The 13,060-nt window shown below is 77.6% G+C and carries 10 protein-coding genes; 5 read left to right on the top strand and 5 right to left on the bottom strand.

Features of this window, described 5'->3' with window-relative positions; all coding sequences use genetic code 11:
- Positions 1-27: 27 nt before the first annotated feature.
- Positions 28-1,158, bottom strand: a complete 1,131-nt coding sequence (locus SM793_RS21155) for a hypothetical protein (RefSeq protein ID WP_320439802.1) — start codon at positions 1,156-1,158, stop codon at positions 28-30.
- Positions 1,159-1,560: 402 nt separating this feature from the next.
- Positions 1,561-2,508: a universal stress protein gene (locus tag SM793_RS21150; protein ID WP_320439801.1), complete on the bottom strand. Its 948-nt coding sequence runs from the start codon at positions 2,506-2,508 to the stop codon at positions 1,561-1,563.
- 424 nt (positions 2,509-2,932) lie between these two features.
- Here SM793_RS21150 and SM793_RS21145 point away from each other — a divergent pair, with 424 nt between their 5' ends.
- The gene (locus tag SM793_RS21145) at positions 2,933-3,088 is read left to right on the top strand and encodes a hypothetical protein (RefSeq protein WP_413816005.1); all 156 of its coding nucleotides are present in this window, start codon (positions 2,933-2,935) and stop codon (positions 3,086-3,088) included.
- A gap of 71 nt (positions 3,089-3,159) precedes the next feature.
- Here SM793_RS21145 and SM793_RS21140 read toward each other — a convergent pair whose 3' ends face one another.
- The 3 genes from SM793_RS21140 to SM793_RS21130 all read right to left on the bottom strand — a co-directional run bounded on the left by SM793_RS21140 (position 3,160) and on the right by SM793_RS21130 (position 4,658).
- Positions 3,160-3,522, bottom strand: coding sequence for a hypothetical protein (locus SM793_RS21140; protein WP_320439800.1), 363 nt, complete (start codon positions 3,520-3,522; stop codon positions 3,160-3,162).
- Positions 3,523-3,619: 97 nt separating this feature from the next.
- On the bottom strand, positions 3,620-4,051 hold the full coding sequence (locus tag SM793_RS21135; RefSeq protein WP_320439799.1) for a pyridoxamine 5'-phosphate oxidase family protein: 432 nt from the start codon (positions 4,049-4,051) through the stop codon (positions 3,620-3,622).
- A 163-nt stretch (positions 4,052-4,214) separates the two neighbouring features.
- The gene (locus SM793_RS21130) at positions 4,215-4,658 is read right to left on the bottom strand and encodes a nuclear transport factor 2 family protein (RefSeq protein WP_320439798.1); all 444 of its coding nucleotides are present in this window, start codon (positions 4,656-4,658) and stop codon (positions 4,215-4,217) included.
- 281 nt (positions 4,659-4,939) lie between these two features.
- On the opposite strand from SM793_RS21130, the gene SM793_RS21125 reads away from it, so the two are divergent.
- The 4 genes from SM793_RS21125 (at position 4,940) to SM793_RS21110 (ending at position 13,043) form a co-directional block, all read left to right on the top strand.
- Positions 4,940-5,584, top strand: coding sequence for a class I SAM-dependent methyltransferase (locus tag SM793_RS21125; protein WP_320439797.1), 645 nt, complete (start codon positions 4,940-4,942; stop codon positions 5,582-5,584).
- Positions 5,585-6,210: 626 nt separating this feature from the next.
- Positions 6,211-9,378 (top strand): type 2 lanthipeptide synthetase LanM family protein, encoded by a 3,168-nt coding sequence (locus tag SM793_RS21120; protein WP_320439796.1) that lies wholly within the window; start codon positions 6,211-6,213, stop codon positions 9,376-9,378.
- Between the two features lie 111 nt (positions 9,379-9,489).
- Positions 9,490-9,681, top strand: coding sequence for a hypothetical protein (locus SM793_RS21115; RefSeq protein WP_320439795.1), 192 nt, complete (start codon positions 9,490-9,492; stop codon positions 9,679-9,681).
- Positions 9,682-9,971: 290 nt separating this feature from the next.
- Entirely contained in the window at positions 9,972-13,043 is a 3,072-nt protein-coding gene (locus tag SM793_RS21110) for a helix-turn-helix transcriptional regulator (RefSeq protein WP_320439824.1), read from the top strand.
- The last annotated feature ends 17 nt before the right edge of the window (positions 13,044-13,060 follow it).

The following is a 13,060-nucleotide window of genomic DNA, read 5'->3' as shown; positions in this document are numbered from 1 at the left end:
GCCCCGGCACACCCCGGTCCCGTCCGGCTACGCCGGTGGCGGCCCGGGGCGTGCCGACAGGTCCAGTACGTCCTCGACCGGTCGGCGCGGGGTGTCCGCACCGGCCGGACCGTAGCCCATCCGCAGCACCAGTTGGACGTGGCGGGGCCCGTCGGCCGGGTCGCGCAGGCGCCAGCGCAGGTCGGGCAACTCCACCGGCTGGTGCCACATCGTCAGCCGCAGTCCGTGCACGGTGGCCAGCAGCCAGACGCGCTCCAGCGCCTGCCCCGCCCGCAGCCAGTCCGCAGGGCCGTCCCCCGGGGTGCTCAGCGTGCAGAGCCGGGGCAGCGCCTCGAACCGTTCGGACGGTCGGGCCGGCCCCTCGTGGTGCGGCGGCCGGCCCTCGTACTCGCGCATCGGCAGCCGGGCGTCGTGGTCCTGTGGGCCGAGGGCCCCGTACGGCAGGCCGTCGACGGCGGCGGGTGCGGCCTTGTCGTTCCCGGCATCCCCGGTGACCCCGGTGACCCCGGCGGTCCCGGTGACCCCGGCGGTCCCGGCGTCCGGCCGGAGCCAGGCGCGGGTCTCGGCCTGCCATGCGGGGTCGTGGGCGATCCGGTCCTCGGCCTCCGTGGTGACCGCCTGCACCCGCCGCACCCCCGCCTCCCCCAGGACGACGAGCGCCGCACCCTCCTCCCCCGCGGCGGCGACCAACTCGGTGACGACCGCCTCCGGAACGTCCTGATCGGTGAACGGCCGCCGGCTGGAGTGGCGCTCGGCGATCGCGGGGTAGAGATCCCTGCCGAACGGCCCGACATAGCCGCCACCGCCGCCACCGTCGACACCGCCCACCTCGGCGGGCCCGGCGGGCCCGGACAGCTCCAGGACGGCGAGCAGCCGCGGGTCCGCCGGACCGGGCAGCAGCCGGACGACGGCCGCACGACCGAGCCGAGCGGCCGCGACCCGCAGATTGAACAGCGCCGCGCCCGCCGCGATGTGCAGGGCGGCGCCACTGGCATCGGCGAGCGGGACGGCCCGGCCCTGGTCGGCGTACACCTCGACGCCCTGGCCGTTCGGGGCCGGCCGGAAGCGCCACGGCTGGCTGTTGTGCAGCGACGGCGCCGCGCCACCGGCTGCGGCGAGCATCCGCAGGTCGGCCGGAGTGAGAGCTGGCTGGGTCATGGTGATCGTCTCCTGGCCTCGAAACCCCCGGGGTCCCGGCCGCACCGGCCGCACTCCCCGGTACCCCTGAGCGTGCCCCGCGCCCGCCCCGGCCGGAAGGGTCCAACGGCCCGCTTCCCCGGCCCGGGGCCCCCGGACTGTCGGCGGCAGGCGCTACCTCCGTCCCCGCCCCCGGCCTTCGAGCCGTCCTCGCTCCCGGCGAAATCGTCGAAGTGGAGGCCCGATACGGCGGCGAGCTCCGCCACCGGGACCGCGCGCGCAACCCGCCCTTCGAACCGGCCGTCGACGCGGGGGAACCGGCACGGTTTCGGGACGTGGTACCTCGAGTGGCTCGAGCGACGCGAGCGCGCGGCCCGATGACCGAAGGCGGCCGTACCGGGGCCCGTATCGAGGCCAGGGAGGTCAGGGGTGGGGGACGACGGTGATCGGGGGGCGGGCGTGGTGGAGGACGGCGTGGGCGACGCGGCCGAGGCGGGGAGCGAGGTCATGGGGGCGGCGTCGGCGGCCGACCACCAGCAGTGCGGCGTCGGCGGTGTCCTCGACGAGGGTGCGGGCCGCTCCCAGGCGGGCCTGTTCGACGACCTCGGTGTGCGGGTGCCGGGCGCGGTGGCCGGCCAGGGCGGCGGCCAAAGCCTTCTCCTCGGCCGCCTGGAGCTGGGCCGTCTCGACAGCGGACGGCAGGAAACCGACCACGGCGAAGGCCGGCGGGAGGTTCCAGCCGTGGACGGCGCGGAGCCGGGCGCCGCGCAGCTCGGCCTCGCGGAAGGCGAAGTCGAGCACCGTGTCGCTCGGCGCGCCCGCGTCGACGCCGACCACCACCTCGGGCACGGCCCCGGCGGCGCTCTCCCCGGCACTGTTCCCGGCGCTCTTTCGGGCGCTCTCCGTGCCGGTCTCCGGCCCCGGCTGCCGGACCACCACGACCGGGACGGCCGCGCGGCCGGCGACCGCCATGCTCACCGAGCCGACCAGCAACCCCTTGAACCCGCCCAGTCCGCGCGAGCCGAGAACGAGCAGACCGGCGCCCTCGGTAGCCTCGGTGGCCTCGGCGGTCTCGGCGGTCTCGGTGGCCGCGACCAGGCCGTCCACGGCGGCGTCGAGCACCACATCGGTCCGCACGGTGAGGCCCGGGTGCCGTGCGCCGACCTCCTCCGCCACGGCGGCCAGCATCCGCTGGGCGGCCACCGGCAGATCCTCCGGATCGGCGAACGAGGCGCGCCCGTCGGTCAGCCACGGCCAGGCGTGCAGCAACCGCAGCGGGGCTCCCCTCCGCAGCGCCTCCCCGGCCGCCCAGTGAGCGGCGACGGTGCTCTCGGGCGAGCCGTCGACTCCGGCCAGGACTGCGGGCGTCATGAGTGTTCCTTCCGCTGCGGGTCCGCGGTGCGGGGCGCACCGTCGGGTGGCACTTCCGGGTGGCGCTTCCGGGTGCCGGGTGCCTGTCGACCGCGCGCCCTCGATCTGCGCTGACGCGCCGTCGGCACCCTCCCCACCCTGGTCTGCGGGCCCGATCACCGGCCAGGGGCCACAAGGCCCTGCCCGCCGGGTCTTAGGGCCTGGATCATCGCCGGGGGCGCGGGGGCGGTTGCCGACCGGCGCGCGGACTGCCTCGGGCGGATCCGGACCAGCAGTACGACCGCACGAGCCAGCAGCACGAGCACACGAGGAGGACGCCGCTGGGCGGCGCGGAGGAGACGCTGACGGGCACCGGCGGAGGTCGGCACGGACGGGCGGACGGCAGCCGCGCGGCCACGCGTCCGGCGGCACGGTGACGCTCACGGTGACGGACGACGGCGTGGACGTCCCGGCCGCCGGACGCCGCAGCGGGCTCCCCAACCTCGCCGAACGCGCCGAACGCGCGGGCGGCACCTTCGACCTCCGGCCCGCCGAGGGCGGCGGCACCCGCCTGGTGTGGGAGGCCCCGCTGGGGAGCTGAGCCCTCACCGAGCGCGGCGGGGCACCGGGGCGGCACCGGGCGCGGCACCGGGTACGACGCCGGGCGCGGCCTCAGGTGCGGACGGGCTTGGCGAAGATCTTGACCGTGCCGACGGCGGCGGCCGTGGTCACGGACACGTGGTCCGTGCCGGGGCCGCCGGCGGTGACGGTGATGCACATCGGGCCGCCGAGGAGGGTGTAGCCCTCGATCCTGGTGATCGTGTAGCCGGGATAGCTCGCCTCGGTCCTGTTCCCGGCGACGACGCGCACCTGCATCAGCATGTCGCCCGGTTGCCGGGTGCCGACCTCGTTGCAGGCGGCCAACCGGGCCGCGGGCGCGGAGGCGGCGCCGGGGACCGCCGCCGAGGCCGCCGGGGCCAGGGCCAGGACGGAGAGGGCGGCCGAGACCGCGAGGCAGGCACTTCGTGTACGCATGGCTGTCATGCGGCGATCGTCCACCGGGACCCGTCCCCGCGCGAGCGGACCGGGAGGCCGACTGCTCCGAACGCTGGACACGCCCCCGGCCGGGCCCTCAGACCGTGTCGGGGGCCAGGCGACGGCCGACCACCAGTTCGGGGGCGATGCGGATCTCCGCGCGGGCGCCGGGCGCCGGAGACGGGCGGCGGACCTCCGCCCGGCCGAGGAGGGTGACGCACCAGCCGGTGCCGTCGGCGCCGTCCACCTCGTCCGCCTCGAAGGCGATCACGGCGCCGTCGACGGCGCGGGCCAGTTCGGAGCCTGGCGCCGTGGAGAGCAGCACGCCGCCGAGCGGGTCCAGCCGGAACCGGACCGGGAGAACGGCCGGCAGGGCGCCGACCGTGTAGACCACTCGGCCCACTCCGGCACGGCGTAGCAGTTCCAGCGAGCGGGCCGCGTCGAGGCGGGACTCCGGCGCGGCATCCCCCGGCCGCCGCGCGCCGGGCGGCTCGAGGTGCACGGGCGAAGCTTCACGATCGGCGTTCATGCGAGCGATCGTCACCCGTCGAGCCGCGCGGGGCGAGGGCCGATGGTCCCGCCGGGAGTCCCGCGCTCGGCCCGATCGACCCCCGCCCGTCCGGCCCCGGGGCGAGCACCGGACGGCCGGCCTCGGGGCGGCCCTGGGCAGCGGTCGGCCTCGCGAGTGCGTCCTACTCCGCCGGGCGGAGCGCGCCGAGCAGCCGCTCGACGGCGCCGAAGGCGACCGCGCCGTCCAGGGGGTTGGTGTACACACGGGACCAGGTGATCAGGCCGCCCCGGACGCGGGCGAACATCACCGAGTCGAGGGTGTAGCGCTTCCCCGTGGCCAGCACCTCGCCGTGCAACCGGTACTCGGCGACGGCGAGTTCGGGATCGGTCGTGCCGTACACCGCTATGTGGTCGACCGCGTCGAAGCGCTGTATCGCGGCCCCCCGCTGGAGGTGGGCCAGGAAGGCCGCCCGGCCCGGCTGCTGCTGCGGCACCCCGGGCGTCAGGTAGGGCAGTTCGAAGGCGGCGTCGGTGGTGACCAGGTCGACCACCGCCAGGTCGGGCCCCTTGCCCATCAACTGGACGAACTGGTGCAGGACTTCGCTCGGCGAGGCGGTGGCGGTCATCGGACGTTCCTCTCGACAGGACCGGGGGCGCTCCCCGGTGGGCTGATTGGTATCCGGGCCCGGAGTTCCTCGGCAAGGCTACGGCGGTGGATCGGTGATGGTACGTCAGGGTCGGTACCGGCCGGCGCCGCCGGGGCCGAGGGGCGGGAAGGCGGCGGAACCGGTGCCCGGGCGCGGTGCGAGCGGGCCGCCCCGCCGCGCCGCCCCGCGTACCGCGCCGAACACGCGCCCCACGCACCCCCGGCGCACCATCGTCACCCGGGGCGTGCCATCATCGGGCCATGTCGGCACCTGACGACCAGTCCGCGTACTGGAATTCCACCGGGACCACCAAGATCTTCGGGCATCCGCTCAACCCCGCCTGGGCCGCCCGGACCGACCCGGGGGCCGCCCTGCTCGACTACGGCTGCGGCTACGGCCGGCTCGCGGGCGACCTGCTCGGCCTGGGCTTCCGTGACATCGAGGGCGTGGACGTCGCCCCCGAGCTGATCGCCCGGGCCCTCGCCGAACAGCCCGCCGCCCGCTTCACCGTGCTGGCCGACCCGCCCCGGCTCGACCGGCCGGACGGCAGCTACGACGCGGCGTTCCTGTTCGCCGTGCTCACCTGCGTGCCCGACGACGAAGCCCAGCGTGCCCTGGTCGCCGAGCTGCACCGGGTCCTGCGCCCGGGCGGGCTGCTGCACATCAGCGACTACGTCCTCCAGCCGGACGAGCGGAACCAGGAGCGCTACCGGCGGTTCGAGGCGCGCTTCGGCCGGTTCGGCGTGTTCGAGACCGGTGACGGGGCGGTCTGCCGCCACCACACCCGGGACTGGCTGGACGGGCTGTTCGCCGGGTTCGACCAGGTGGACGCGCGGGAACTCCCGGTGCACACCATGAACGGCCGCCCCGCCACGGCCACCCAACTGCTCCTTGCCCGCCGCTGACGGCCGCCCGGGCCCCGGTCGGGTCCCGGTCCGGGCCTGCGCCGGACCGGGCCCGGCCACCGGGAACGCCCCCCTCCATCGGCGGGGGTCCGGCGGATCGTGCGGGCCGAGCGGCACAAAGATGGGGGCACGTCCCCCATGCCCCGGCAACCGCCCCAACGACAGGATCAGCAACGAGGGCAGCGCCTTCGACGGCAGCGCGGCTCTCTCCCGGCATCGGAGGTGCGGTGGTGGCTGAGGTGAACGCCGTGCGCAAAACGCGCCCCGACGGGGGCGCCGGACCGGTTCAGGGCCCGGTCGCACCGGCAATTCCCTCGGCCATACCGTTCCCGCACACTCCGATGCCCGGCGACTTCCCCGCACCACCCGCCGCACCCGCACGACCCGCTCCACCCGCCGCACCCGCTCCACCCGCCGCACCCGCCCCGACAGCGGAAGCGGCGGGGACGACGGAGACGGCGGCGCCCGACCCGGACCCGCTCCACCCCTCCCCGACTTCCCGTTCCCACCACGCTCGTCTCCGGTCCCCCCGTGCCGGCGGCCCGTCGTGGTGGGAGCGGGGACTGACCCCTGGCCGGCCCGCGCCGGCCACCCGCCCGGACTGGGCCGCGTTCACCGAGGCCGCGGTGGCCGCCGCGCCCGTCCGCCCGGTCGTGCCGCGCGCCGCCTACCCGGGCCTGAGCGGCTTCGCGCTCGTCCTCCAGCCCTTCGCCGACCGTGCGCAGGTCCGGCTGCTGACCGCGCTCGGCCCCGCCGCGCGGGCGGCCGACCAGCTGGGCCGGATCGACCTGCCCGCGCTGCGCGCCGAGTTCACGGCGCGGCTCACCGAACGGCTGGCCCGGATCGCCGCCCGCACCCTGGTCCTGGAACTCGACACGGCCCGGGCGGCCGGGCGGCTGGCCGGCGGCACCCCGCAGGAGCGCTTCCGGTCCTTCCTCGCGCTCACCGCCCGCCGCGAGGGCCTGGCCGCGCTGCTGCGCGACTACCCCGTCCTGGCCCGGCTGCTCGCCCGCGCCTGCCTGGACGCCGCCGACGCCCACGCCGAACTCCTGGACCGCTTCGCCGTCGACCGGGCGCCGCTGGTCGCCGGGCTGCTGCGGGGCCGCGACCCGGGCACGCTGCTGGCCGTCACCGCCGACGCCGGCGACCGCCACCGGCGCGGCCGGGCCGTCGCCGTGCTGCACTTCGCCAACGGCACCGCCGTCGTCCACCGCCCCCGGCCGCCCGCCGCGCACCGGCACTTCAACGCCCTGCTCGGCTGGTACGGCGCCCAGCCCGGCGTGCCCCGGCTGCACGCGCTCGGCCTGCTCGACCGGGGCACCCACGGCTGGACCGAGTACGCCGAGGCCCGGCCCTGCCTGACCCGCTACGACGTCGAGCGGTTCTACCGGCGGCAGGGCGCGCTGCTCGCGCTGCTGCACGTCCTGGACGGCACCGACACCCACTTCGAGAACCTGATCGCCTGTGGGGACCATCCGGTCCTGGTGGACGTCGAGACGCTGTTCCATCCGCCGGCGGGCGAGCCCCGCCCCGCCCCCGACACCCGCCCCGCCTCCGATACCGGCACGGCCCTCGATACCGGCACGGCCCTCGGTACCGACGCCCCCGACGAGGACCCGGCGGCCCGCGCGCTCGCCGAGTCCGTCCACCGCGTCGGCCTGCTGCCGCAGCTGCTGATCGGCGACGACGGCGCCGCGGACGTCTCCGGCATCGGCGGCGGCGGCACCGGACGGCGGCTCTCCCCGGTCGACGGCGTGGACTGGGCCGGCGCCGGCACCGACGAGATGCGGCTGGTGCGCCGCCCGCGCCCGTTCGGCGCCGCGCACAACCGGCCGACGCTCGGCGGCGCGCAGGTCGAGCCCGCCGAGCACACCGAGGCCCTGGTGGCCGGCTTCCGCGCCGGGTACGCGGCGCTCGCCGCCGGCCGCGACGACCTCACCGGCCCGCGCGGGCTGCTGCGCTCCTTCGCGGACGCCGAGGTCAGGGTGGTCCCCCGGGCGACCCGGGTCTACGCCCGGCTGCTGGACGAGTCCACCCACCCCGACGTGCTGCGCGAGGCGGGCGCCCGGCAGGCCGTGCTCGAGCTGCTGCGCACCGACGCGGTCGACGACCCCGGCCGTCCCGGGCTGGCGGAGCACGAGATCGCCGACCTGTGGACGGGCGACGTGCCGCTCTTCACCACCCGGCCCGGCAGCCGCGACCTGTGGACCTCCGGCGGCCGACGGCTGCCCGGGGAACTGGCCGAACCGGGGCTGGCCCGGGTCGAGGCCAAGCTCGCCGCGCTCGGCGCGGTCGACCGCAAGGACCAGGAGTGGATCGTGCGCGCCGCCATGGCCGGCGCCGCCGACACCCCCGCGCACCGGCCCGGGCGCCCGGTGCCGGAAAACGTCTGGGCCACCGCGCCCGAGCCCGAACGGCTGCTGGCCGCCGCCCGGGGGCTCGGTGACCAGCTCGTCGCCGCCGCCTACCAGGGCCGGTCCCGCACCAACTGGCTCGGGCTCGAACTGCTCGCCGACCGCCACTGGCGGGTCCGGCCGCTCGGCGCGGACCTCGCCGGCGGGTACACCGGCACCGCGCTGTTCCTCGCCCAGCTCGCCGCGCTCACCGGCACCGACCGCTACGCCGAGGCCGCCCGCCGGGCCCTCGCGCCCGTCCCCGCCCTGCTCGACGCCCTCGGCGCCCACCCCGGCCACCCGGCCGCCGTCGGCTCCGGCGCCTTCGCCGGCCTCGGCGGCATCACCTACGCGCTCGCCGAACTCGCCCGGCTCCTGGACGATCCGCCGATCGCCGCGTGGGCCGGGACCGCGGTGGCGCTCACGGCCGCCGCGGCCGAGGGCGAGGCCGACCCGGGCGTGCACAGCGGCACCGCGGGCGGGCTCGCGGCCCTGCTCGCCGTCCACGCCGGGGCCGTCCAGTCCGGAGCCGTCCACGCCGGAGCCGGCCACCGGGCCGACCTACCCACTGGAGCCGCCACCCGCGCCGACGTCCGGACCGCCGCTGAAATCAGGGCCGCCGCCGAGGCACCGGCCGCCACCGACGCGCAGGCCGCCGCGGCCCGCTGCGCCGAGCGGCTCACCGCCCACCCCCTCCCCGCCACGGCCGGCTTCGCCCACGGTTCGGCCGGCGTCGGCTGGGCACTGCTGCGCTACGCCGAGGCCACCGGCGAGCCCCCCGAGGGCCCGCACCACCGGGCCGGTCTGGCCGCCCTGCGCGCGGCCACCGCCGTCCGGTCCCGGGAGGGCTCCTGGTGCCGGGGCCGTCCCGGGATCGCGCTCGCCGTCCTCGACAGTCCGCTCGCGCTCGCCGACCGGGAACTCGCCGCCTGGGCCCAGCGGGCCGCCCGGAACACCGCCCGTGCCACCGCGCTCGGCGACCACAGCCTGTGCCACGGCGAGCTGGGGGTGCTGGAGCTGCTCGGCCGGCACGGGCCCGCCGCCGGCCGCACCCCGTGGGTCCGGCGGGCCGGCGCCCTGCTGGCCGCCGTCGACCAGGACGGCGCGCGGTCCGGCACGCCCGACCACGTCCCGCACCCCGGACTGCTCACCGGTCTGGCCGGGATCGGCCACGGACTGCTCCGCCTCGGCTTCCCCGAGCAGGTGCCGTCGGCCCTGCTGCTCCGCCCCGGCGCCCCGGCCACGACCCACCCCGCCCCGGCGGCGAACGGCCCCGCCCCGGCGGCCCACCGGACGGCGCGGCCCTTCGACACCGCCCTCCCCGACCCCCCGGCCGCCCAGGCCACCGCCGCTTCCCTCCGCGTCGTCGGCGGGCCGCCCAGCCCGGTCGCGCTCCGCTGACCGCCCCGGCGGGCCGCCCGGGCCCCCGGCCACCCCGACCGAACCGGCGCCGCCCGCACGACGTCCTCCTTCCCGAACCATCCATCACCACCACGAACGGAGCACCGAATCATGCACAACCACGACGAGCGGCTCACCCTGCCGCAACCCGCCGTCCGCCCCGGCGAGACGGCCGACCACCCGGCCGGCGAGATCCGCCTGCGCGCGGGCGGCGGCCTGGGCCTGCGTTCCCACCTGCTCGCCGGTACGGGTGGGGCCATCCCCCCGATCGTCGAGTTCCCGACCATGACCACCCCCTTCTGATGACCCACCGGCCCTTCTGACCCGCTACCACCCTTCGGGAACAGCCCGACCCTGTGCACCACCCCGGCCAGGACCGGCCGGACCGTCCGCCGCCGAGGACCGGGCAGCCCCTCGGCGGCGGACCCCGCCCCGCCCCGCCCCCGCGAGCGCACCCCGACCCGTCGACCGGCGAGGGCCCGGCACTCCGATTGTGGTCGTACCGCAACCACCCGGTGCTGACACGGTGTCTGCTTCGTGACCGATCCACCGCACTTCATAACAGAATCCCCGTCAAGTAGCCTGCGCCCATGGTGCGCACCACGTCGTCGATCACCGTCGGCCGCGCCGCGGAGCTCGCGATGCTCGGCGGCGCGCTGGCCGCTGCCCGGCAACGGGCCGGCGGGGCGGTCTTCCTGCTCGGCGAGGCCGGCATCGGCAAGTCCCGGCTGGCCGGGGAATGCGCCTACCACGCGTACGGGCTGGGCCTGCCGGTACTGCGCGGGCGCGGCAGTTCGACCGGCACGGTGACGCCCTTCCGCCCGTTGATCGAGGCACTGTCCTCCCGGTTCCGGGCCGCCGGTCCCCCGACCGACCCCGAACTCGCCCCCTACCGCCCCGCGCTCGCCCGGCTCGTCCCCGAGTGGCGGGACGCCGCGCCGGCGGCCGGCGCGGGCGCCTACCCGGAGACGGTCGTCGAACTGGCCGAGGCGCTGCTCCGGCTGCTCGCGGTACTCGGCCGCGACCAGGGCTGCGTCCTGCTGCTGGAGGACCTCCACGACACCGACGCCGAGACCGTCGCCGTCCTGGAGTACCTGGTCGACAACCTCGCGGGCCTCCCGGTCCTGCTGCTCGCGACCCTGCGGGCCGAACCGGGCCCGGCCCTGGAGCTGGTACGGGCCGCCGAGCGCCGCCGCGCCGCGACCGTCGCCGAACTCCCGCCGCTGCCGCCCGCCGAGGTGGCCGCGCTGGCCGCCGCCATCCTGGAGGACGGGACCGGCGGACTCCCGGCGTCCCTGGTGGAGCACCTCGTCGAACGCGGCGACGGCTGCCCGTACCTCGTCGAGGAACTCCTCGCCGACCTGCTGGACCGGGGCGCGCTGCGGCGCACCGAGGACGGCCGCTGGCTGCTGGCCGACGGCTCCCGGCCCGGCGTGCCGAGCACCATCGTCCGCAGCTGGGGCCACCGGATCGACCAACTCGACCCCCAGGTGCGGGAGCTGCTGCTGACGGCGGCCACCCTGGGCAGCCGGTTCTCGGTGACCACCGTCCAGCTGATCACCGGCTACGACGACCGGACCCTCTTCAGCCACCTCCGCTCGGCCTCCGAGGCCAATGTGATCGTGCCGGACGGTTCCGCGCCCGACCGCTACGCCTTCCGGCACGCGCTGACCGCCGACGCCCTGACGGCCGCCCTCGCCCCCGCCGAACGGGCCGCGCTGGCCCGCCGGGCGGCCCGCGCCATCGTCCGCGCCGATCCCGGACTCGCCGACGAGCGACGCCAGTTGGTCGCCTCCCTGCTCCTGGTGAGCGGCGACAGGGCGGGTGCGGCCGTGCACTTCGCGGAGGCCGGCCGACGGGTGCTGGAGGCCGGGGCGGCCGGCTCCGCCGTGGTCCTGCTGGAACGCGCGCACGAACTCGCCGCGGACGCCGAACGGGCCTGCGTCACCGAGCGGCTGCTCCCGGCGCTGGCCGAGTCCGGGCAGCTGGACCGGGCGTTCGAGCTGGTCCGCACCCTGCCGCCGGTCCCGCAGTCCGCGACCGCCGCGACCGGCCCCGGTGAAGGGCGGGGGCCGCTCCCCAGCCCGGCCGTGGAACGCCGGGTCGAGCTGCACACCCGGCTCGCCTGGGCGGCCGTGATGGCCGAACGCGGCCCGGACGCGGTGGCCCAGGTGGCCGCCGCGCGGGCGCTCACCGCGGGCCGGCCGCGCCCCGAGCAGGATGCCGCGCTGGCGGTGGTCGAGGGCCACCTCGCCCTGCTGCCGGACCACGCCCCGCAGCACACCCCGGACCAGGCCGACGGCGGGGGCGACAGCGGCGACAGCCAGGAGGCCACCGCGCCCGCCGGACCCGCCGGACCCGCCGCACCGACCGCGGCCCGCCTCGCGGAGGCCGAACGACGCGCCCGCCGCGCCGCCGAAGTGGCCGAGCACGCCGGCCTCCCGGTGGTCGCCTGCCAGGCCTGGCAACTGCTCGCCCTGCTCGCCCGCGAACAGGGCTTCGACGCCGCCGACGCCTGCCTGGAACGCATGCTGGCCGTCGCCGAGGCCAACGCCCTGCCCGTCTGGCGGGTCGAGGCGATGCTCCGGCTCGGCGCCAACGCCTTCATGCGCACCGGCGACGGCACCCGACTGGAACGCGCCCGGGAGGCCGCCGCCGGGCTCGGCGCGATCGTCCTCACCCAGACCCTCGACGGACTGCTCGCGATGAACGCCGTGATGCGCGGCGAGTGGCACACCGCCCGCACCATCGTCGACCGCTGCCTCGACGCCACCGCCCGGCTGCGCAACCTCGCCGCCCACCGCTACCTGCTGCTCTCCTCGGCCACCCTCGCCGCGCACCTCGGCCGCACCCGGGAGATGGAGCGCGAACTCGCCCGGTTCCGGCAGGCCGGCGGCGAGGAGTCCTTCCTGACGCCGCTGCGCTACGGGCTGTGCCGGGCGGTCGGCGCCCTGCTGGCCGAGGACCGCCCCGGCGCCCGCGCCGAACTCGCCGCCGGGCTGGCCTGGGAGGAGGCACACCCCAGCGTGTTCTACCTGGCGGGCCGACACGGCCTGCACCCGCTGCTGGAGGTGGTCGAGGGCCGCTGGGACCGCTCCGCGCTCGACCGGGCCGCCGCCGTGCCCGCCGCCGAACTGGCCTGGAACCGCCAGTTCCTGCGGTTCGCGGACGCGGTGCTGCTGGGCCGCGAGGGCCGCCCCGCCGAGGCCGCCCGCGCGGTCGCCGAGGCCGGCCCGGGCGCCGCGTCCTTCCCGCTCGCCCACCACCTCGCGCTGCGGCTCGCCGCCGAGGCCGCGCTCGCCGACGGCTGGGGCGACCCGGTGGCCTGGCTGCGCACCGCCGAGGAGTACTTCCACCAGTTGGAGGTCCAGCCGGTCGCCGCCGCCTGCCGGACCCTGCTGCGCCGGGCCGGCGCCAGCGTCGCCCAGCACCGCGGCGGTCGCGACGCCGTCCCGGCCGGACTGCGGACCTGCGGGGTGACGGTCCGCGAGTACGAGGTGCTCGTCCTGCTCGCCGACCGCCCGGGCAACCAGGAGCTGGCCCGCAAGCTCTCCATCTCACCGCGCACGGTGGAGAAGCACCTGGCCAGCCTCCTCGCCAAGACGGGTCACCCGGACCGCGCCGCCCTCTGCGCCCTCGCCACCGACCTCCCCACCGGCTCCTGACCGGCTCTCCTGACCGG

Origin of the sequence: Kitasatospora purpeofusca, from assembly GCF_034043715.1 — a bacterium.
In the GTDB taxonomy this organism is placed as follows: Bacteria; Actinomycetota; Actinomycetes; order Streptomycetales; family Streptomycetaceae; genus Kitasatospora; species Kitasatospora purpeofusca_A.
Note: the sequence above shows the minus strand (reverse complement) of the source record. Positions and strands in the feature narration are given on the sequence as shown.

Bases quoted from the DNA above. Each gene is read 5' to 3' on its own strand.
- SM793_RS21155 (WP_320439802.1), bottom strand. From the start codon at position 1,158: ATGACCCAGCCAGCTCTCACTCCGGCCGACCTGCGGATGCTCGCCGCA.
- SM793_RS21150 (WP_320439801.1), bottom strand. From the start codon at position 2,508: ATGACGCCCGCAGTCCTGGCCGGAGTCGACGGCTCGCCCGAGAGCACC.
- SM793_RS21140 (WP_320439800.1), bottom strand. From the start codon at position 3,522: ATGCGTACACGAAGTGCCTGCCTCGCGGTCTCGGCCGCCCTCTCCGTC.
- SM793_RS21135 (WP_320439799.1), bottom strand. From the start codon at position 4,051: ATGAACGCCGATCGTGAAGCTTCGCCCGTGCACCTCGAGCCGCCCGGC.
- SM793_RS21130 (WP_320439798.1), bottom strand. From the start codon at position 4,658: ATGACCGCCACCGCCTCGCCGAGCGAAGTCCTGCACCAGTTCGTCCAG.
- SM793_RS21125 (WP_320439797.1), top strand. From the start codon at position 4,940: ATGTCGGCACCTGACGACCAGTCCGCGTACTGGAATTCCACCGGGACC.
- SM793_RS21115 (WP_320439795.1), top strand. From the start codon at position 9,490: ATGCACAACCACGACGAGCGGCTCACCCTGCCGCAACCCGCCGTCCGC.